General features: G+C 71.3%; 20 protein-coding genes. 8 read left to right on the top strand and 12 right to left on the bottom strand.

Annotation, left to right across the window (positions count from 1 at the left end; genetic code table 11):
* The first annotated feature begins 356 nt into the window (after positions 1-356).
* Together gabT and VIU94_RS22965 are read left to right on the top strand one after the other, a co-directional pair.
* Positions 357-1,691 (top strand): 4-aminobutyrate--2-oxoglutarate transaminase, encoded by a 1,335-nt coding sequence (gene gabT / locus VIU94_RS22970; RefSeq protein WP_331913750.1) that lies wholly within the window; start codon positions 357-359, stop codon positions 1,689-1,691.
* 346 nt (positions 1,692-2,037) lie between these two features.
* A complete protein-coding gene (locus VIU94_RS22965) occupies positions 2,038-2,544 on the top strand; it encodes a phosphatase PAP2 family protein (protein ID WP_414720989.1) in 507 nt (168 codons plus the stop codon).
* A 22-nt stretch (positions 2,545-2,566) separates the two neighbouring features.
* Here VIU94_RS22965 and VIU94_RS22960 read toward each other — a convergent pair whose 3' ends face one another.
* The 7 genes from VIU94_RS22960 to VIU94_RS22930 form a co-directional block, all read right to left on the bottom strand.
* Entirely contained in the window at positions 2,567-3,034 is a 468-nt protein-coding gene (locus VIU94_RS22960; RefSeq protein ID WP_331913748.1) for a hypothetical protein, read from the bottom strand.
* Positions 3,035-3,227: 193 nt separating this feature from the next.
* Positions 3,228-4,646 carry an NAD(P)/FAD-dependent oxidoreductase gene (locus tag VIU94_RS22955; protein ID WP_331913747.1) on the bottom strand — a complete coding sequence of 473 codons (1,419 nt, stop codon included), beginning with the start codon at positions 4,644-4,646 and terminating at the stop codon, positions 3,228-3,230.
* Positions 4,647-4,671: 25 nt separating this feature from the next.
* Positions 4,672-5,466 (bottom strand): ABC transporter permease, encoded by a 795-nt coding sequence (locus VIU94_RS22950; RefSeq protein ID WP_331913746.1) that lies wholly within the window; start codon positions 5,464-5,466, stop codon positions 4,672-4,674.
* Positions 5,466-6,395 (bottom strand): ABC transporter permease, encoded by a 930-nt coding sequence (locus VIU94_RS22945; RefSeq protein ID WP_331913745.1) that lies wholly within the window; start codon positions 6,393-6,395, stop codon positions 5,466-5,468. The genes VIU94_RS22950 and VIU94_RS22945 overlap by 1 nt, the downstream gene beginning before the upstream one ends.
* The gene (locus tag VIU94_RS22940; RefSeq protein ID WP_331913744.1) at positions 6,392-7,543 is read right to left on the bottom strand and encodes an ABC transporter ATP-binding protein; all 1,152 of its coding nucleotides are present in this window, start codon (positions 7,541-7,543) and stop codon (positions 6,392-6,394) included. The genes VIU94_RS22945 and VIU94_RS22940 overlap by 4 nt, the downstream gene beginning before the upstream one ends.
* Before the next feature lie 58 nt (positions 7,544-7,601).
* The gene (locus VIU94_RS22935; protein ID WP_331913743.1) at positions 7,602-8,849 is read right to left on the bottom strand and encodes an ABC transporter substrate-binding protein; all 1,248 of its coding nucleotides are present in this window, start codon (positions 8,847-8,849) and stop codon (positions 7,602-7,604) included.
* 49 nt (positions 8,850-8,898) lie between these two features.
* On the bottom strand, positions 8,899-10,413 hold the full coding sequence (locus VIU94_RS22930) for a gamma-aminobutyraldehyde dehydrogenase (protein ID WP_331913742.1): 1,515 nt from the start codon (positions 10,411-10,413) through the stop codon (positions 8,899-8,901).
* A gap of 175 nt (positions 10,414-10,588) precedes the next feature.
* Between VIU94_RS22930 and ybiA the strand changes: the two genes are divergently transcribed.
* Positions 10,589-11,137, top strand: a complete 549-nt coding sequence (gene ybiA / locus VIU94_RS22925) for a riboflavin biosynthesis intermediates N-glycosidase (protein ID WP_331913741.1) — start codon at positions 10,589-10,591, stop codon at positions 11,135-11,137.
* 54 nt (positions 11,138-11,191) lie between these two features.
* On the opposite strand, the gene VIU94_RS22920 is transcribed toward ybiA, so the two are convergent.
* Positions 11,192-11,860, bottom strand: a complete 669-nt coding sequence (locus tag VIU94_RS22920; protein ID WP_331913740.1) for a DUF4190 domain-containing protein — start codon at positions 11,858-11,860, stop codon at positions 11,192-11,194.
* Between the two features lie 75 nt (positions 11,861-11,935).
* Here VIU94_RS22920 and VIU94_RS22915 point away from each other — a divergent pair, with 75 nt between their 5' ends.
* The 5 genes from VIU94_RS22915 (at position 11,936) to VIU94_RS22895 (ending at position 16,797) form a co-directional block, all read left to right on the top strand.
* Positions 11,936-12,967, top strand: a complete 1,032-nt coding sequence (locus tag VIU94_RS22915) for an adenosine deaminase (RefSeq protein WP_331913739.1) — start codon at positions 11,936-11,938, stop codon at positions 12,965-12,967.
* 19 nt (positions 12,968-12,986) lie between these two features.
* Positions 12,987-13,676: a glycerophosphodiester phosphodiesterase gene (locus VIU94_RS22910; protein WP_331913738.1), complete on the top strand. Its 690-nt coding sequence runs from the start codon at positions 12,987-12,989 to the stop codon at positions 13,674-13,676.
* On the top strand, positions 13,676-14,830 hold the full coding sequence (locus VIU94_RS22905; RefSeq protein WP_331913737.1) for a sensor histidine kinase: 1,155 nt from the start codon (positions 13,676-13,678) through the stop codon (positions 14,828-14,830). The genes VIU94_RS22910 and VIU94_RS22905 overlap by 1 nt, the downstream gene beginning before the upstream one ends.
* Entirely contained in the window at positions 14,827-15,522 is a 696-nt protein-coding gene (locus tag VIU94_RS22900; RefSeq protein ID WP_331913736.1) for a response regulator, read from the top strand. Before VIU94_RS22905 ends, VIU94_RS22900 begins: the two co-directional genes overlap by 4 nt.
* 108 nt (positions 15,523-15,630) lie before the next feature.
* A complete protein-coding gene (locus VIU94_RS22895) occupies positions 15,631-16,797 on the top strand; it encodes a serine hydrolase domain-containing protein (RefSeq protein WP_331913735.1) in 1,167 nt (388 codons plus the stop codon).
* Here VIU94_RS22895 and VIU94_RS22890 read toward each other — a convergent pair.
* From VIU94_RS22890 to VIU94_RS22875, 4 genes are all read right to left on the bottom strand, one after another.
* A complete protein-coding gene (locus VIU94_RS22890) occupies positions 16,794-17,333 on the bottom strand; it encodes a hypothetical protein (protein WP_331913734.1) in 540 nt (179 codons plus the stop codon). The genes VIU94_RS22895 and VIU94_RS22890 overlap by 4 nt on opposite strands.
* Before the next feature lie 31 nt (positions 17,334-17,364).
* Positions 17,365-17,931, bottom strand: coding sequence for an HXXEE domain-containing protein (locus VIU94_RS22885; RefSeq protein WP_331913733.1), 567 nt, complete (start codon positions 17,929-17,931; stop codon positions 17,365-17,367).
* Between the two features lie 11 nt (positions 17,932-17,942).
* Positions 17,943-19,106 (bottom strand): ABC transporter substrate-binding protein, encoded by a 1,164-nt coding sequence (locus tag VIU94_RS22880; protein WP_331913732.1) that lies wholly within the window; start codon positions 19,104-19,106, stop codon positions 17,943-17,945.
* 161 nt (positions 19,107-19,267) lie between these two features.
* Positions 19,268-20,516, bottom strand: a 1,249-nt coding sequence (locus VIU94_RS22875; RefSeq protein WP_331913731.1) for an aldehyde dehydrogenase family protein, incomplete at its 5' end; no start/stop codon positions are given.

Below are 20,516 nucleotides of genomic sequence, written 5' to 3'. Positions count from 1 at the left end.
CCCCGAGGCCGTCCCCGGGGCGCGGCGTCGCGTCCCCACGCGCGCCACGAGCCTCGTACGTGCCGTCCGTCTCCATGAACCCCTGCCCCCTGACCAGCCAGGCCGCGCCGCATCTGTCCGTCCGTCAATCTAGTGCCCCGGCACGGGAGGTTCACCGTTCCACGGACGCGTCTCGCGCGATGTGCGAGGCTCCCTGCACACAATGGGCGGGGCGGCCCCGCGCACCCTGCTATGTCCGCCGCGGACAACGACTCACCCGCAACACTCCCGATCGGCGCATGCCCGCCCCCCGCCCGCACGCCTAGCCTGCGGAAGAAACCCGCACAGTGCGTCCAGAACACCCCCAGGAGCCCCGCATGAACGCTGTCCCGCAGGAGCGGCGCGTCGTCACCGCCATCCCCGGTCCGAAGTCGCAGGAGCTGCAGGCCCGCCGCCTCGACACCGTGGCCGGCGGCGTGGGCTCCGTGCTGCCCGTCTTCACGGCCAAGGCCGGCGGCGGCATCATCGAGGACGTCGACGGCAACCGTCTGATCGACTTCGGCTCCGGCATCGCCGTGACCACGGTCGGCGCGTCCGCCGAGGCCGTCGTGCGCCGCGCCGCCGCGCAGCTCGCCGACTTCACCCACACCTGTTTCATGGTGACGCCGTACGAGGGCTACGTCGAGGTCTGCGAGGCGCTGGCCGAGCTGACCCCGGGCGACCACGCGAAGAAGTCCGCGCTGTTCAACTCCGGCGCCGAGGCCGTCGAGAACGCGGTCAAGATCGCCCGTTCGTACACCAAGCGCCAGGCCGTCGTCGTCTTCGACCACGGCTACCACGGCCGTACGAACCTCACGATGGCGCTGACCTCGAAGAACATGCCGTACAAGCAGGGCTTCGGGCCGTTCGCCCCCGAGGTCTACCGCGTGCCGGTCGCCTACGGCTACCGCTGGCCCACCGGCCCGGAGAACTGCGGCCCCGAGGCCGCCGCCCAGGCGATCGACAACATCACCAAGCAGATCGGCGCCGAGAACGTCGCCGCGATCATCATCGAGCCGCTGCTCGGCGAGGGCGGCTTCATCGAGCCGGCCAAGGGCTTCCTGCCGGCGATCGTGAAGTTCGCCAACGACAACGGCATCGTCTTCGTCGCGGACGAGATCCAGTCCGGCTTCTGCCGCACCGGCCAGTGGTTCGCCTGCGAGGACGAGGGCATCGTCCCGGACCTGATCACCACCGCCAAGGGCATCGCCGGCGGTCTGCCGCTGGCCGCGGTGACCGGCCGCGCCGAGATCATGGACTCCGTGCACGGCGGCGGCCTGGGCGGCACCTACGGCGGCAACCCGGTGGCCTGCGCCGGTGCGCTCGGCTCGATCGAGACCATGAAGGAGCTCGACCTCAACGCCAAGGCGAAGCACATCGAGTCGATCATGAAGACTCGCCTGGGCGCCATGCAGGAGAAGTTCGAGATCATCGGCGACATCCGCGGCCGCGGCGGCATGATCGCGATCGAGCTCGTGAAGGACCTGGCGACCAAGGAGCCGAACGCGGAGGCCGCCGGCGCGCTGGCGAAGGCCTGCCACGCCGAGGGTCTGCTGGTCCTCACCTGCGGCACCTACGGCAACGTGCTCCGCTTCCTGCCGCCGCTGGTGATCGGTGACGACCTGCTGAACGAGGGTCTCGACATCATCGAGTCCGCGTTCGCCCGGATCTGACACCTCGTGTGAAGAGGTTGTGGGGGGCCGATGGCGGGTTGGAGTTCCGCCTGTCGGTCCCCCGGCCTCTGCCGTACGGTTTCTGCAGATGAGAGAAACACCCCGTCCGCAGGGGACTGCGGGCAGCAGGGCGGAGCCTCCCCAGCCTCGTCCTGACCGTGCCCTCGCGCACACCACTGGAGCCTCGGGCTCTGGAACTCCTCACCGATCGGACGGTCGCCCGCCCCACACCCCCCGGGGCGCGCGGCGGCCCGGTCTTGACGACCGCCCCGGAGCAACCCCCCCTGCTCCGGGGCGGTCGGCCGTTTTCTGGGCCGTCGTCGTACTCGCCCTCGTCACCTGGCAGGTGCTCGTCGGGGGCCCGCTGGCCCGCCTCGACGCACGCGTCTCGCGCGCCCTGGTCGACTCCGTCCCCCGCGGCCTGTCCGAACTCGGCGCGGACCTCGGCAACATGACGGTCGCTCTGCCGGTGCTCGGCTGCGCGATGGCGTACGCGATCCGGCGCGGCCGTCGCCTCGCCGCGCTCTACGCGGGCCTCGCCATGGCCGCCGTGCCGCTCCTGGTGGTCGCCCTCAAGGAGTGGACGGCCCGGCCGGGCCCCCTGGAACCCTGGGCCGAGGGCTACTACCCCTCCGGCCACACGGCGACCGCGATGGTCGCCTACTGCGGCGCGGCGATGCTCGTCGGCGCCCGGTGGGCGATGCCCGCCGCCTGGGTCCTGACCCTGGCGACGGCCGTCGGACTGGTCCTGCGCGGGTATCACTGGCCTCTCGACGTGGTGGCCGGTCTCTGCCTGGGGCTGCTGATCCTGGCCGTCAGCTCCACCCGCATGCGTCGAGACAGCGCTGGTTGACGGGGCCTCCTGGGCAGTGTCCTCATTCGCCGTCGTGCGGGGCCTCCCTGGCCAGCCGGCCCGCCGCCTCGTGCATCGCGAGTTCGAGCAGCGTGGCGTCGGTGAGGTTGCCCGAGCCGTCCGGCGGGATCAGCCAGCGCACTCCGCCGGCGGCCCGGCCCGGGTACGGGACGACGATCCAGGTGCCGCCGCCCGCGCCGCGCACCCCCGTGCCGAGCCAGCGCGCGACCGTGCCCGGCGGCACGAAGAAGCCGATCCGGGCGTCGCCGAAGTCGGCCAGGACCGGACCCGGCCGGTCCACCAGCCGGGTCAGGACGTCGAGCGTCGGATAGCCGAGCTCGGCCGGCAGGATCAGCACGTCCCAGCGCCGGCCGGCCGGCAGCAGCGCCACCCCGAGCGGGTTGCGCTCCCACTCCCACCGGCAGGCGTCCGGATCCGGCGCGACCGAGACGAGCCACTCCACCGCGGCCTTGGCCCCCGAAGCAGTCATCGGAAACGGCCTCCCTTCGTGCGCGGACACCTTGTCCACGCACACAGAGAGGAGGGTCGGCCGCGATCATGACGCAGGTTCGGGCCATGAATCGGTGGAGCGGGGGATCGCACGAAGATCGCCCGGTGCGCGCGGGGGGCGCACACCGGGCGCAGTCACGTCCAGCGATCCAGCCGTCGAGCCGGCTGTCCGTCTAGCTGTCGAAGCCCAGGCCCACCCGGTCCATCGCCTTCAGCCACAGGTTCCGCCGGCCGCCGTTCTCGTCGGCGCGGGCCAGCGACCACTTGGTGATCCCGATCCCGGCCCAGGCCAGCGGCTCGGGCGGGAACGGCAGCGGCTTGGAGCGGACCATCTCCAGGTCCGTGCGCTCGGTCCGCTCGCCCGCCAGCAGGTCGAGCATGACGTCCGCGCCGAACCGCGTCGCGCCGACGCCGAGGCCGGTGAACCCGGCCGCGTACGCCACCTTGCCCTGGTACGCCGTGCCGAAGAAGGCCGAGAAGCGCGAGCAGGTGTCGATCGCGCCGCCCCAGGCGTGGCTGAACCGCAACCCCTCCAGCTGCGGGAAGCAGCGGAAGAAGTGCTCGGCGAGCTTGAGGTACGTCTCCGGGCGGTGGTCCATCTCCGCGCTGACCCGGCCGCCGAAGCGGTAGATCGCGTCGTAGCCGCCCCACAGGATGCGGTTGTCGGCGGTGATCCGGAAGTAGTGGAACTGATTGGCGCTGTCGCCGAGCCCCTGCCGGTTCTTCCAGCCGATCGACGCCAGCTGCTCCGCGCTCAGGGGCTCGGTCATCAGGGCGTAGTCGTACACCGGGACGACGTACGACCGGACCCGCTTGACCAGCGAGGGGAAGACGTTGGTGCCGAGCGCGACCCGGCGGGCGACGATCTTCCCGTACGGGGTCTTCACGCCCATCCCCGTGCCGACGGCGACCAGGTCCAGGGCCGGGGTGTGCTCGTAGATCCGTACGCCGGCCTCCTGGCAGGCCCGCTTCAGGCCCCAGGCCAGCTTGGCCGGGTGGAGCATGGCGACCCCGCGCCGGTCCCAGAGGCCGGCGAGGAAGGTCGGCGAGTCGACCTCGGCGCGGACCGCGTCCCGGTCGAGCAGTTCCAGGCCGTCGGCGAGACCGAGCCGGTCCGCCTCCGCGTACCACTCGTGGAGTTCCTCGACCTGGTACGGCTCGGTGGCCACGTCGATCTCGCCGGTGCGCTCGAACTCGCAGTCCAGGGAGTAGCGGGCGACCGCCTCCTCGATGGCGTCGAGGTTGCGTTCGCCGAGCTGCTCCAGCTTCCCCAGCTCGTCCGGCCAGCGGGCGAGCCCGTTGCCGAAGCCGTGGGTGAGGGAGGCGGCGCAGAAGCCTCCGTTGCGGCCCGAGGCGGCCCAGCCCGCCTCGCGGCCTTCGATCAGCACGACGTCCCGGGAGGGGTCGCGCTCCTTGGCGAGGAGCGCGGTCCACAGTCCGCTGTATCCGCCGCCGACGACGAGCAGGTCGCACCGCTCGGTGTCGGTCAGGGCGGGCAGGGCACCGGGCTTGCCGGGATCTTCCAGCCAGAAGGGGACGGGCTGGGCGTCGGAGAGAGATTGTGCAGCGAGACGCATGGCGACTGGGGCCATGGTTTCCAACTCCTTCAGGTCTTGCTCAGGTTGTCGCTGTTTTCTTGCGCCGGTTCGTGATGATCTGTCCGGCTACCACCACCGTTACGGCAATGATGAACATCGCCGTGCCGATGACGTTGATCTGGACGGGCGTGCCGCGCTGCGCCGAGCCCCAGACGAACATGGGGAAGGTGACGGTGTTGCCCGAGTTGAAGTTGGTGATGATGAAGTCGTCGAACGACAGCGCGAAGGAGAGCAGCGCTCCGGACGCGATGCCCGGCGCGGCGATCGGCAGCGTCACCCGCAGGAAGGTCTGCACCGGGCCGGCGTAGAGATCGCGCGCGGCCTCCTCCAGGCGCGGGTCCATGGACAGGACGCGCGCCTTGACGGCGGCGACGACGAAGCTGAGGCAGAACATGATGTGGGCGATCAGGATCGTCCAGAAGCCCAGCTCTATACCCATGTTGAGGAAGAGCGCGAGCAGCGAGGCCGCCATCACGATCTCCGGCATGGCCATCGGCAGGAAGATGAGCGAGTTGACCGCGCCGCGCGCCCGGAAGCGGTAGCGGACCAGCGCGAAGGCGATCATCGTGCCGAGCACGGTCGCGCCGATGGTCGACCACAGGGCGATCTGCAGCGAGAGCGAGAGCGAGCCGCACATGTCGGCCACTCCGCAGGGGTCCTGCCACGCCTCGAACGAGAACTCCTGCCAGGCGTAGTTGAACCGCCCGGCCGGGTTGTTGAACGAGAACACCGTCACGACGACGTTCGGCAGGATGAGGTACGCGAGCGTCAGCAGGCCCGCGATCACGACAAGGTTCCGACGGATCCAACGCATCAGACCAAGTCCTCCGTTCCCGCCCGGCGGATGTAGACGGTGACCATGACCAGCACGATCGCCATGAGGATGAACGACAGCGCGGCGGCGGTCGGGTAGTCGAGGATGCGCAGGTACTGCGACTGGATCACGTTGCCGATCATGCGGGTGTCGGTGGAGCCGAGCAGCTCCGCGTTGACGTAGTCGCCGCTCGCCGGGATGAAGGTGAGCAGGGTGCCGGAGACGACGCCGGGCATCGACAGCGGGAACGTCACCTTGCGGAAGGTGGTGGCGGGGGACGCGTACAGGTCCTTGGCGGCCTCGTGCAGCCGGCCGTCGATCCGCTCCAGGGAGGTGTAGAGGGGCAGGATCATGAACGGCAGGAAGTTGTACGTGAGGCCGCAGACCACCGCCATCGGCGTGGCGAGCACCCGGTCGCCCTCGGTCCAGCCGATCCAGCTGGTCACGTCCAGGACGTGCAGGGCGTTCAGCGCGTCGACCACGATGCTGTCGTCCGCCAGGATCGTCTTCCAGGCCAGGGTCCGGATCAGGAAGCTGGTGAAGAACGGCGCGATGACGAGGACGAGCAGCAGGTTGCGCCAGCGGCCCGCCTTGAAGGCGATCAGGTACGCGAGCGGATAGCCGAGCAGCAGGCACAGGACGGTCGCGGTGCCCGCGTAGAGCAGGGAGCGGACGAACTGCGGCCAGTACTCCTGGAAGGCGTCCCAGTAGGTCTGGAAGTGCCAGGTGACCTCGAAGCCCTGCTCCAGGGAGCCGGTCTGCACCGAGGTGGACGCCTGGTACACCATCGGCAGCACGAAGAAGACGAGCAGCCAGACGATGCCGGGCAGCAGCAGCCAGTACGGGACGAGCCGCTTGCGGCGGGAGGGCTTGTGCACGACGGGCTCGGCGGACACCGGCGCCTCGTCCTTGGTGAGAGTCGCGCTCATCCGGCGTCCTCCACCGTCTCCACGCCCGCGTCGATGTCCTGAGCGGCGTCCAGGCCGAAGGTGTGGGCCGGGTTCCAGTGCAGGACGACCTCGGCGCCGGGGACGAGGCGCGTGTCACGCTCGATGTTCTGCTCGTACACCTGGAGTTCCGCGCCCGCCGGGCTGTTGACGACGTACTGCGTGGAGACGCCGATGAAGGAGGAGTCGGCGATCCGTCCGGTGACCCGGTTGCGGCCGTCGGCTATCGAGCCCGCGTCGTCGGCGTGCGCGAGCGAGATCTTCTCCGGGCGTACGCCCACCAGCACCTTGCCGCCGGTCCGGACGGCGTCCGTACAGCGGTCGCCGGGCACCCGAAGCTTGCCGCCGCCCGCGGTGACCAGGACGTCCGCGCCGCCGGCCTCGACGACCTCGGCCTCGATGAGGTTGGAGGTGCCGAGGAAGTTCGCGACGAAGGTGGTGCGCGGGTTCTCGTACAGGTCGGCGGGCGCGCCGAGCTGCTCGACCCGGCCGCCGTTCATCACCGCGACCTGGTCGGCCATGGTCATGGCCTCCTCCTGGTCGTGGGTGACGTGCACGAAGGTGATGCCGACCTCGGTCTGGATCCGCTTGAGCTCCAGCTGCATCTGCCGGCGCAGCTTCAGGTCGAGGGCGCCGAGCGGCTCGTCGAGGAGCAGCACCTGCGGGTGGTTGATCAGCGCGCGGGCGACGGCGACGCGCTGCTGCTGGCCGCCGGAGAGCTGGTGCGGCTTGTGCTTGGACTTGTCGCCGAGCTGGACGAGCTCCAGCATCTCGTCGACCTGCTTCTTGACCGACTTGACGCCGCGCCGGCGCAGGCCGAAGGCGATGTTCTCGAAAACGTCCATGTGCGGGAAGAGCGCGTAGGACTGGAAGACGGTGTTGACCGGCCGCTTGTAGGGCGGGAGGTCGGTGACGTCCTTGTCGCCGATCAGGACGGTGCCGGTGCTGGGCTCCTCCAGGCCGGCGATCATGCGCAGCGTGGTCGTCTTGCCGCAGCCGGACGCGCCGAGCAGGGCGAAGAAGGAGCCCTGCGGCACGGTCAGGTCGAGCGGGTGGACGGCGGTGAAGGCGCCGTAGGTCTTGCTGATCCCGGTGAGACGGACGTCGCCGCCGGTGTTCGTGTCAGTCATGGGTGCGATCCCAGGGTCGTGAGTCGTGAGGGGGCAGGACTGCGGACAGGCGGCCGGCTCAGGCGCCGATGAGCTTGGCGAACTTCTCCTCGTACGCCGTCTCTTCCTTGCTGCTCAGCGAGCGGAAGGCGCGCGACTTCGCGGCCATCGCCTTGTCCGGCAGGATCAGCGTGTTGTTCGCGAGCTCGGGGTCGATCTTGGTGAGCTCGTCCTTCACCCCGTCGACCGGGCAGACGTAGTTGATGTACGCGGCGAGCTGGGCCGCCACCGGGAGCTCGTAGTAGTAGTCGATGAGCTTCTCGGCGTTGGTCTTGTGCTTGGCCTGGGCGGGGACCAGCAGGTTGTCGCTGGAGGTGATGTAACCGGCGGCCGGGATCGCGAACTTGATGTCGGGGTTGTCGGCCTGCAGCTGGATCACGTCGCCGGCCCAGGCGAGACAGGCCGCCAGGTCGCCCTTGTCGAGGTCCGAGGTGTAGTCGTTGCCGGTGAAGCGGCGGATCTGCTTGGTGTCGACGCCCTTCTGGAGCCGGCCGATCGCCGCGTCGAAGTCGGCGTCGGTGAAGGAACTCGGGTCCTTGCCCAGGTCGAGCAGGGTCATGCCGACCGAGTCGCGCATCTCGGTGAGGAAGCCGACCCGGCCCTTGAGGGTGGGGTCGTCGAGCAGCTGGGTGACCGAGTCGACCTTCTTGCCGCCGGTGGCCTTGGAGTTGTACGCGATGACCGTGGAGATGCCGGTCCACGGGTACGAGTAGGAGCGGCCCGGGTCCCAGTCGGGGCGGCGGAACTGGGCGGACAGGTTGGCGTAGGCGGTCGGCAGGTTCGCCGGGTCGAGCTTCTGCGCCCAGCCGAGCCGGATGATGCGGGCGGCGAGCCAGTCCGTGACGCAGATGAGGTCGCGGCCGGTGTCCTGTCCGGCGGCGAGCTGGGGCTTGATCTTGCCGAAGAACTCGACGTTGTCGTTGATGTCCTCGGTGTACTTGACCTTGATCCCGGTCCGCTTGGTGAACGCCTCGAGCGTCGGGCGGGACTTCTCGTCCTCGCTGACGTCCATGTACTCGGTCCAGTTGGAGAAGCTGAGCTGCTTCTCCTTGGCCGAGACGTCTATGGAGGCGGGCCCCTGGCCCTCTCGCTTGGCCGGCGGGATGCCACAGGCGCTCAGGCCGGCGAGACCGCCGAGCGTGAGCGCGCCGACGCCGCCCGCGCGCAGCATCGACCGGCGGGTGAGCGCGCCGCGGCCGCTCGTCAGGCTGCGCCGCATCGCCGCGATCTGCGCGGCGGAGAGGCTGTCGGGCTCGTACTGCTCCATGCGCTGTGCCCTTTCGGGAGGGTTGGGCCGCTGGTCGGGCGGCGACTTTCTATCGGTCCCCGAAGATGGTGCGGTGCCAGTCCTTCGCGGCGACCGCGGTGTTGTCGAACATCACGTGCTTGACCTGCGTGTACTCCTCGAAGGAGTAGGCGGACATGTCCTTTCCGAAACCGGATGCCTTGTATCCGCCGTGCGGCATCTCGCTGAGGATCGGGATGTGGTCGTTGACCCAGACGCAGCCCGCCTTGATCTCGCGGGTGGCCCGGTTCGCCCGGTACACATCACGGCTCCATGCGGAGGCGGCGAGTCCGTACGGGGTGTCGTTGGCGAGCCGGATGCCCTCGTCGTCGCCGTCGAAGGGCAGCACGACGAGCACCGGGCCGAAGATCTCCGACTGCACGACCTCGCTGTCCTGCGCCGCGTCGGTGATCAGGGTGGGGCGATAGTACGCGCCCTTCTCCAGATCGCCTCCTGGGGCCTCGCCGCCGGTGACGACGGTGGCGTAGGAGCGGGCGCGGTCGACGAAGCCGGCGACCCGGTCGCGCTGGGCGTGGCTGATCAGCGGGCCGAGGTCGGTGGCCGGGTCGAACGGGTCGCCCAGCCGGACGCTCTCCATCAGCTCCGCGACCCGCTCGACGAAGGCCCGGTACAGCGGGCGCTGGACGTACGCGCGGGTGGCCGCGGTGCAGTCCTGGCCGCTGTTGATGAGGGAGGCGGCGACGGCGCCGTGCGCGGCGGCCTCGACGTCGGCGTCGTCGAAGACGACGAAGGGGGCCTTGCCGCCGAGTTCGAGGTGCAGCCGCTTGACCGTGGCGGTGGCGATCTCGGCGACCCGCTTGCCGACCGGCGTGGAGCCGGTGAAGGAGGTCATGGCCACGTCGGGGTGGCCGACGAGGTGCTCGCCGGCGTCGCGCCCGGCGCCGGTGACGATGTTGATCACGCCGTCGGGGATGCCGGCCTCGGAAGCGGCCTGGGCGAACATCAGCGAGGTGAGCGGGGTGAGCTCGGCGGGCTTGAGGACGATCGTGTTGCCGGCGGCGATCGCCGGGAGGATCTTCCAGGCGGCCATCTGGAGCGGGTAGTTCCAGGGCGCGATGGAGCCGACCACGCCGATCGGCTCGCGCCGTACGTACGAGGTGTGGTCGCCGCTGTACTCGCCGGCCGACTGGCCCTGGAGGTGACGGGCCGCCCCGGCGAAGAAGGCGGTGTTGTCGACGGTGCCGGGGACGTCGAACTCGGTGGACAGCTTGATCGGCTTGCCGCACTGCAGCGACTCGGCCTGCGCGAACTCCTCGGCCTGCGCGGCGAGCACGCCCGCGAAGCGGTGCAGCGCGTCGGAGCGCTCGCCGGGGGTGGCGCCCGCCCAGCCGGGGAACGCCTCCTTGGCGGCGGCTACGGCTGCGTCCACGTCGGCGGTGGACGCGAGCGCGTAGTCGTACACGCTCCGGCCGGTGGCCGGGTCGACGACGCTGTGCGTCTTGCCGGACGTGCCGGAACGCAGCCGCCCGCCGATGTATTGCGCCCCGTCCGCGAAGCGGTCCGTGGCCTGGAAGCGGTTGCCCATGACGCTCTCCGTTGTCCCAGCTCGAATTGAGTGCCGATCCTGACAGAGGGCTGCCAGGCCAACAAGTGATTCCGTTGTTGCCTTTTGGTTACGCGACGGATTCGGTCGACCATGTGTCGAGGTAGCCGGAATATCTCCGTACGCAATGTCCGTGGCAGCTGCGAGACTCGCATGCATGGGGATGATCGAGGAACTGACACAGCAGGTCAGACGGGGTGAGCACGTCAAGTTTCTGCACTTCTGGGGGCACCGCCCGCGGCCCGACGGGCAGCTCTCGGCGAGCTGTCTGAGCCAGTGGTGGCCGTCGCCGTTCGAGGTCGACGGACTACGCTACGCGACCGCCGAGCACTGGATGATGGCCGAGAAGGCGCGCCTGTTCGGCGACGCGGAGGCGGAGCAGGCGGCGCTGACGGCGAAGAGCCCGGCGCAGGCGAAGAAGGCGGGGCGGCTGGTGCGCGGCTTCGACGAGGCGGCCTGGGACCGGGAGCGCTTCGGGATCGTGGTCGCCGGCAGCGTGCACAAGTTCGGCGCGGACGACGCGCTGCGCGCGTTCCTGCTCGGCACCGGGGGCCGCGTCCTGGTGGAGGCCAGCCCGATGGACCGGGTCTGGGGCATCGGGCTGACCGCGGACGACCCGCGCGCCGCGGACCCGGAGCGCTGGCGCGGCCTCAACCTGCTCGGCTTCGCGCTGATGGAGGCGAGGGAGCAGTTGCGGGCGAGTTGAGGCCGGCCCGGGTCCGGGCGTCCGGCGCGGGGCGTCAGGAGCAGGCGGCGGGGGCTACGAGCGGCCGGGGACGACCAGGGTGGTCTGGAACGGGTCGTCCTCGTAGCTGCTGTCGCGGTCCTCGAACTTGTCGATGTTCGCGAAGATGTAGCCGAACAGGGCGATGAAGGCCACGCCCACGACGATGCCGATCGAGCCCATGATGATGCCGGCCAGCGCCTGGCCGCCGTTGTTGGCCTCGCCTCGCTGGACGCGCTTGCGCCCGAGGATGCCGAAGATCAGCGCGAGCACGCCGAGGACCAGCGCGGGCACGCCGTAGCACCAGCCGATGGTGAGCGCGAGGATGCCGAGCACCATCGCCGCGGTGCCCATGCCGTTCGCCGGGGCCTGCGGCCAGCCGGGCTGGCCGTATCCGCCGTAACCCGGGTAACCGGGGTAGCCGTACGCGCCGGCGGGCGGGGCCGGCGGCGCCGGGTAGCCGTAGGTCGGGCCGGTCGGCGCGACCGGGGGCGGCGGCACGTCCGCGGACGGCGTCTCGGGGGACGGCATGGCCATCATCGTCGGCTGGTCGTGCACGGACGGCGGTGTCGGCGACGCGGGCTGCCCCGCACTCTTGCCCAGGTCCACCCGCTCCGGCGGGGCCCACGGGTCCGCCGGGTCGTACCCGCCCTGGCCTCCCTGACCGTCCTGGCCGCCCTGCACCGGTCCGCTGCTGTCCGTCATGGTCCTCCCCCATCGTGGTCCGGCCATGCTACGACCTCCGTCGGACAAGGGGACGGCCCGGCCTACGATGAGCGGATGACCGATCTGCATCCCTTCATCGCGGGCCTGCCCAAGGCCGAGTTGCATGTCCACCACGTCGGCTCCGCGTCGCCGCGGATCGTCGCCGAACTGGCCGCCCGGCACCCCGACTCCAAGGTGCCGACCGACCCCGAGGCGCTCGCCGACTACTTCACCTTCACCGACTTCGCGCACTTCGTCGAGGTCTACCTCTCGGTCGTGGACCTGGTCCGCACCCCGGAGGACGTCCGGCTGCTGACCTTCGAGGTCGCCCGCGACATGGCCCGGCAGAACATCCGGTACGCCGAGCTGACCATCACCCCGTTCAGCTCGACCCGCCGCGGCATCGACGAGCGCGCCTTCATGGCGGCGATCGAGGACGCCCGCCGGGCCGCCGAGGCCGAGTTGGGCGTCGTGCTGCGCTGGTGCTTCGACATCCCGGGCGAGGCCGGCCTGGAGGCCGCGGCCGAGACCGCCCGGCTCGCGGTCACCGACGGCCTGCGCCCGGAGGGCCTGGTCTCCTTCGGGCTCGGCGGGCCCGAGATCGGCGTGCCGCGCCCGCAGTTCAAGCCGTACTTCGACCAGGCGATCGCGGCCGGTCTGCGCTCCGTCCCGCACGCCGGCGAGACGACCGGCCCGGAGACCGTCTGGGACGCGCTCAACGAGCTGGGGGCCGAGCGCATCGGCCACGGCACCAGTTCCGTCCAGGACCCGAAGCTGCTCGCCCACCTGGCCGAGCACCGGATCGCCCTGGAGGTCTGCCCGACGTCCAACATCGCGACCCGGGCCGTCGCCACGCTGGAGGAGCACCCCATCCGGCAGATGGCAGACGCCGGCGTGCTGGTGACGATCAACAGCGACGACCCGCCGATGTTCGGCACCGACCTGAACAACGAGTACGCGGTCGCCGCCCGACTGCTCGGCCTGGACGAGCGCGGCGTGGCCGCCCTCGCCAAGAACGCGGTCGAGGCGTCCTTCCTGGACCCGGCCGGCAAGGCCCGGATCGCCGGCGAGATCGACGCGTACACGGACAAGTGGCTTGCCCGCTGACAGCCGTGAGAATGAGGGCATGCGCAACGTCAGAGTCGTAGCCCACCGCGGCGATCCGTACCGCGTCCGCGAGAACACGCTCCGCTCGATCGCCTCGGCGGTCGAGCGGGGCGCGGACGCGGTCGAGATCGACGTCCGGCTCACCCGCGATCGCGTCCCCGTCCTCCTGCACGACGACACGCTCAAGCGGCTGTGGGGCCACGACCGGCCGCTGTCGGCGCTGTCGTACGCGGAGGTGCGCGGGCTCACCGGCGACGGGATCCCCACCCTGGACGAGGCCCTGGAGACGGCCGGGGCGCACCCGCTGATGATCGACCTGCCCGGCGGGAACGAGGCGTCGGTCCGCACGATCGTCGGCGCGGTCCACGACGCCGGGGCGGGCGACCGGGTGTACTACTGCGCCGGCGGCGTCGCCATGCTCCAGGTCCGGGCCGCCGACCCCGCCGCCGAGATCGCCCTGACCTGGACCTCGCTCGCCCCGCCGCGCCCCGTCCTGCTGGACGTGGTGAAACCGCGCTGGCTCAACTACCGCTTCGGCCTGGTGAGCCGCGCCCTGGCGGACCGCGTGCACCGCGACGGGCTGCTGCTCTCCGTCTGGACCGCGGACACTCGCCGCACCATGCGAAGGCTGATCGCGAACGGCGTGGACTCGATCACCACCAACCGCCCCGACGCGCTCGTCGCCGAGCTGAGCGGCGGCAGACGGTAATGGGCATACGGGGGGATGCGGCGCGGGCCTGGGGGCGGGCCCGGGCGCTGGCGGGGGCCAACCCGTGGGCGGTGGACATCGGCCTCGCCGCGCTGGTGCAGGCGGCGATGACGATGCCGTTCGTGGTGCCGCGCCCGCCGGAGCTGGAGCCGGCGACCTGGCCCGCGTACGGGCTGACGACGCTGACCGTGCTTCCGCTGATCTGGCGGCGCCGGGCGCCGTTCACGGTGCTCCTGGCGATTCTGGCGACCAGCACGCTGTACGTGCTGGCCGTCGAGGGGCCGGGGCAGCCTCTGCCGTACACCGGCCTTGTCATCGTCTACACGATCGCCCTGCTCTCGCCGCCGCGGACCCGGCTCGCGGCGGCGGCGCTGCTGATCGTGGCGGTGCCCGCGTCGGTGTGGCTCAACACCCGGTCCGCCCGTGAACTGACCTTCTCGCTCTTCGTGTTCGCGGCGGCCTACGCCTTCGGCCGGCTCACCGACGCCCGGCAGCGCACCTCCCGGGTCGAGGCCGAGCAGGCGGCGGCGCGCGAACGGGCGCGGATCGCCCGGGAGATGCACGACATCCTGTCCCACGCGGTGAGCCTGATGGTCGTGCAGGCCGAGGCGGGTCCGCTGGCGGTGCGGAGCGCGCCGGAGAAGGCGGAGGCGGCGTTCGACGCCATCTCGCAGGCCGGCCGGGACGCGATGGCGCAGCTGCGCAGCATGCTGGGCGTGCTGCGGGAGGAGGACGGCCCGGCGCCCCGGGCGCCCCAGCCGGGGATGGACGCCCTTCCCGAGCTCCTCGCGCGGGTTCGGGCCGGCGGCCTGGACGTCACGCACACGACGACCGGCGAGCCGCGTACGCTGCCGCCGGCCCTTGGCGCGACCGTGCACCGGATCGTGCAGGAGGCGCTGACGAACGTGGTGAAGCACGCCTCGGCGCGCACCGCGGCCGTCCGGCTCGACCACGCGGAGGGCCGGCTGACGGTGACGGTGACCGACGACGGGCGCGGGCCGCGCGGTCCGTCGGGCGGGCACGGCCTGATCGGGCTGCGGGAGCGGGCGGCGGCGCACGGCGGCAGGGCGGTCACCGGGCCGGGCCCGGGCGGCCGGGGCTTCGAGGTGCGGGCCGAGATCCCGCTGGACGACCGGTCGGAGGTACGGAGTTGACGATCCGCGTGGTGGTGGCGGACGACCAGGAGCTGGTGCGCAGCGGCTTCGCGATGATCCTGGACGCCCAGCCGGACATCGAGGTGGTGGCGGAGGCCGGGGACGGCGCGGCGGCGGTCGAGGCGGTGCTCCGGCACACCCCGGACGTGGCGCTGCTCGACATCCGCATGCCGCGCATGGACGGGATCGAGGCCTGCCGGGCGATCGGCGCGCGCAGCGCCTGCCGGACGGTGATGCTGACGACCTTCGACGCCGACGAGTACGTGTACGAGGCGCTGCACGCGGGCGCGAGCGGCTTTCTGCTGAAGGACGTGCGGCGGGACGACCTGGTGCACGCGGTACGGGTGGTGGCGGCGGGCGACTCGCTGCTCGCCCCGTCCGTGGCGCGCCGGCTGGTGGAGCAGTACACCGCGGGCGGCGGTCCGGCGCGCACCGATCCACGCCTCGACGCGCTCACCGGGCGGGAGCGGGAGACGCTGCTGCTGCTCGCGCGGGGCCTGTCGAACGCGGAGATCGCGGCGGAGCTGGTGGTCAGCGACCACACGGTGAAGACGCACGTGGGCAACGTGCTGGCGAAGCTCGGCCTTCGCGACCGGATCCAGGCGGTGATCTGCGCGTACGAGACGGGTCTGGTCAGGCCGGGCGCTCCCCCGGCCGGGGGAGGCGCGGGCGCGGCGGCCTCCCCCGCGTAGGGGAGGACGGTGCCGGGGGAAGATCGCCGGTCCGGGCGATCCGTACGAAGCCGCAGGTCAGCAGGATGAAGCCATCGACAACGACGGCTCATCACACAGGAGTTGGCTATGAACGGCACCACTCGGACCCTGCTCGCCGCCGCGCTCGTTCTGGGCGTCGCGGCGGGCCCGGCGGTCGTCCCGGCGGCCGCGGCCACGGCCCCTGCCTCCGTTTCGTCCGCAGCCTCCTCGACCGCCGCCCTGGACGCGGCGATCGCCGGGCTCCCGAACGCCGGCGCGACGGCCGCGCTCGCCCGGGTCGGCGGCTCCGAGGGCGTCTGGCAGGGCGCGACCGGCGTGCACGACCTGCGGACGAACCGGCCCGTCGACCCGGACGCCCGGTTCCGGGCGGGCTCGGTCACCAAGGTCTTCACCGCCGCGGTCGCCCTCCAGCTGGCCGCCGAGGGCCGCCTCGACCTGGACCGGACGGCCCGCTCGTACCTGCCGGAGCTGATCCCGGCCGCGTACGGCAAGGTCACCGTCCGCCAGCTGCTCAACCACACGCACGGCATCCCGGCCCCGGACTTCCCGGGCACGACGGTCGAGGAGTGGTACGAGAACCGCTTCCTCGTGCACGACCCCGAGGACATGGTCCGCTCGGCGACGGCCAAGCACCCGGAGTTCGCGCCCGGCGCCCGGCAGCACTACCTCAACATCGGCTACACGGTCGCGGGCCTGCTGATCGAGCGGGTGACGGGCGAGCGGTACGAGGACGTCCTCGCCGCCCGTGTGCTGCGGCCGCTCGGCCTGCGGGGCACGTACTCCCCCGGCGCGAACCCGCGCATCGTCGGCCCGCACAACCACGGCTACCAGACGATGCGGCTGGCGGACGGCACGACGGGGCTGCGGGACGTGTCGGTGTGGGGCACCACGGACGGCTGGGCGGCGGGCGACCTCGTCTCGACCACGGCGGACCTGGAGCGGTTCACGCGGGCGCTGTTCGCGGGCCGCGTGGTGCGCGGCCCGCTCCTGGAGGAGATGTTCACGCTGCCGGACGCACCGGACTTCAAGACCGGCGCCCCGGCCGCGTACGCGGCGGGCCTGTCGATGAAGAGGCTGGGCGGCCGCGAGGTGTGGGGCAAGACCGGCGGCCGCTGGGGCTACAACGCGGCCATCGCCTCGACCCGCGACGGCTCGCGCACGCTGGTCTACAGCGTCAACTCCACGGACGCGAAGGGCCAGGACATGAACCAGGTCGCCCTGAACCTGATGGTCGCGGCCTTCGGCCGCCCCTAGGCGGTGGCGGGCGTCCGCCGCTCGAAGGGCTCCAGGGCCTCCAGTCGCTTGATCATGCGGCGGACGACGAGCAGCGGCAGGACGCCGAAGACCCCGAACGACATGTCGATGACGGACCACCAGAAGGGGATGCCGCGGATCGGTCCGCAGATCAGGGCCAGGGGGATGATCCCGGCGCACGCGATCATCCCGAACTCGACGACCCAGATATTGCGGACCGGGTCCCTGTACACGCCGTAGAAGGCGACGGCGATGACGAGGTGGGCGAAGGCCAGCCAGTCGGTGCCGTACAGCACGAAGGGGTGCTGGGCGTCGGCGGCCTCCAGGCCGGCCCGGACCCGGGCGATCCACTCGGCGAGCCCCGGCAGGAGCTCCGCCACCGGGGCGGCCCAGGAGGTCAACGCGGAGTCGAGAAGCCGGAGTTCGGTGACGAGCGGGAAGGCGGTGATCCCGCTCAGCACCAGACAGACGACGAAGACGACCAACCAGACACGGATACGCGCGCGGAGGGCTCTCGGCCCGTTCGAGTCGTTCATGAGGGCAGCCTACGCCCCGTCATGAACGTGTTCAAAAACGGGGCGCCGTGAGCTTGCGGGCTATCGCGTGGGACACGACCGTCGCGCCGGCCGCCACCGCGAGCCCGGTCGCCACGTCCCGCGCCCGGGTCGGGCGCAGCACCCCCGCGCGGCGCAGCCGGCCGCGCGCCCAGAGGGTGAACGGCACCACGAGGAGCGGCGAGGTCGCGGAGCCCGGCGTGTAACCCCGTACCGTCGCGGCCTGCGCGAGATGCACCAGGCCGTGCAGCCCGAAGCCGTTCAACGCGCCCTGGTAGAAGCCGGATCGGCCGCCGGAGCGCGCGCCCGCCACGGCGGCAGCGCCGACGATCGCGGCCATCACGCCGACCGCGGCCCGGAACTCCCGCTCGTCGACGCGCTCCATGGCCCGCCACACCGCCTCGGGCATCTCGGGGAACCGCTTGCGCAGGACCGGCACGTTCTCCCGGACCCAGCGCGGCGCGAAGGCGACCTCCTCCGCGTCGTGCAGCGCCCAGGCGGCGAAGAGCCCGTAAGTGACCAGAGGATGAAGGGTGTTGTCCCTGCTCGGGATGTTGTCCGTAGTCGAGGTGTTGTCCATACCTCGGCAACTCACAGACCGACGATCGAGTTCCAGCGCTTGGCGAAGGACGGGCGCTCCCGCGCGGTGATGTCCCGGGCGATGGCGAGCCGGCCGCGCATCTCGGCGTCCGGGAAGATCAGCGGGTCCTCGGCGAGGGCGACGAGCTCCTCGTCGCCGGAGTCCGCGAGGACGTCCCGGGCGGCCGGCACCGGGCAGACGTAGTTGACCCAGGCGGCCAGCTCGGCGGCGACCTCGGGCTGGTAGTAGTGGTCGACCAGCCGCTCGGCATTCGCCTTGTGGCGCGCGAGATTGGGGATCATCAGGGACTCCGCCCACAGCTCGCCGCCCTCCTCGGGGACCACGAACTCGATGTCCGGGTTGTCGGCCTGGAGCTGGATGACGTCGCCCGAGTACGCCTGGCAGGCCAGCACGTCGCCGGTCGACAGGTCCTTGATGTAGTCGTTGCCGGTGAAGCGCCGGATGTGCCGCTTGCGCACCAGCCCCTCGACCTGCTCGCACACGGCGTGGAAGTCGTCGCCCGTCCAGCGCGTCACGTCCGCCCCGTTGCCCTGCATGAGCAGGGCGATCGACTCGTCGAGCCCGGACAGCAGGGTGACCTTGCCGCGCAGGTCGTCGGCCCACAGCTCCTGGGTGGAGCGCAGCTCCCGGCCGAGCTTGCGCCGGTTGTACGCGATGCCGGTGATGCCGGACTGCCAGGGCACGCTGTGCAGCCGTCCCGGGTCGAAGGCCGGGCGGCGCAGCTGCGGGTCGAGGTGCTTGTCGACGTTCGGCTGAGCGGTGCGGTCCATCTGCTGGACCCAGCCGAGGCGGACGAAACGGGCGGCCATCCAGTCGCTGACGACGATCAGGTCCCGGCCGGTCTCCTGGCGGTTCATCAGGGCCGGGCTGATCTTGCCGAAGAACTCGTCGTTGTCGTTGATCTCCTCCGCGTACCGGACGGAGATCCCGGTCCGCTCGCGGAAGGCGTCGAGGGTCGGCCGCTTCGAGGTGTCCTCGTCATCGGTGTCGATGTAGAGCGGCCAGTTCGCGAAGTCGAGCGCGCGGTCCCGGGCGGACAGGTCCCGCCCGGCCCGCGCCCCCGGCTCGACGTAGGCGGAGGGCACTCCGCACCCGGCGAGCAACGTCGCGGCCCCGGCGCCGCCGATCCCGCGCAGCAGGGACCGGCGGGACATGTTGTTCCTGGCTGTCGCTCTCACCCGAGCAGCATCCCGGCGCCCGCCGCGCGGGAGCAATGGACGGTCCGTCGACGGAACGACCGCGGCCCCGACACCCTGTCGATCAAGGTGTCGGGGCCGCGGTCGAAGAGCCCGGCGACCGGCCGGGACCGGACTGACTAGCCCAGCGAGGTCATCACGTGCTTGATGCGCGTGTAGTCCTCGAAGCCGTACGCCGACAGGTCCTTGCCGTAGCCGGACTTCTTGTAGCCGCCGTGCGGCATCTCGGCGACCAGCGGGATGTGGGTGTTGATCCAGACGCAGCCGAAGTCCAGGGCCTTGGACATGCGCATCGCGCGGGCGTGGTCCTTGGTCCAGACGGAGGAGGCGAGGGCGAACTCGACGCCGTTCGCGAACTCCAGGGCCTGCTCCTCGTCCCGGAAGGACTGGACGGTGATGACCGGGCCGAAGACCTCGTTCTGGACGATCTCGTCGTCCTGCTTCAGGCCGGAGACGACGGTCGGGGCGTAGAAGTAGCCCTTGTCGCCGACGCGGTGGCCGCCCGCCTCGACCTTGGCGTGGGCCGGCAGGCGGTCGATGAAGCCGGAGACCTGCTTGAGCTGGTTCTCGTTGTTCAGCGGGCCGTAGAGCACGTCCTCGTCGTCCGGCTGGCCGGTCTTGGTGTCGGCCGCGGCCTTGGCGAGCGCGCCCACGAACTCGTCGTGGATGGACTCGTGGACCAGGACGCGGGTCGCGGCCGTACAGTCCTGGCCGGCGTTGAAGAAGCCCGCCACCGAGATGTCCTCGACGGCCTTGGCGATGTCGGTGTCCTCGAAGACGACGACCGGGGCCTTGCCGCCCAGCTCCAGGTGGACGCGCTTGACGTCCTTGGACGCCGACTCGGCGACCTGCATGCCGGCGCGCACGGAGCCGGTGATGGAGGCCATGGCCGGGGTGCGGTGCTCGACCATCGCCTTGCCGGTCTCGCGGTCGCCGCAGATGACGTTGAAGACGCCCTTGGGGACGATCTGGCCGATGATCTCCGCGATCAGCACGGTCGACGCGGGGGTCGTGTCGGACGGCTTGAGGACGACCGTGTTGCCCGCGGCGAGCGCCGGCGCGACGTTCGCGGCGGTGAGTACGGCGGGCACGTTCCATGGGATGACGACCGCGCACACGCCGTACGGCTCGGGAACCGTGTAGCCGAGGAAGTCGGGGCTGCGGGTCGGCAGCGTGACCCCGGTGAGCTTGTCGGCCGCGCCGGCGAAGTAGTTGATGATGTCGTGGGCGATGTAGATGTTCGTCCGGCCCCCGGACAGTGGTTTGCCCACGTCCCTCGCCTCTACGGCCGCCAGCGCCTCGACGTCGGCGAGGATCAGGTCGGCCCAGCGCCGGATCAGTGCCCCGCGCTCGCTGGGGTTGGTCGCC

This window comes from Streptomyces sp., assembly GCF_036566765.1.
In the GTDB taxonomy this organism is placed as follows: domain Bacteria; phylum Actinomycetota; class Actinomycetes; order Streptomycetales; family Streptomycetaceae; genus Streptomyces.
The sequence above is the reverse complement of the archived record's forward strand: the minus strand, read 5'-3'. Positions and strand labels throughout refer to the sequence as shown.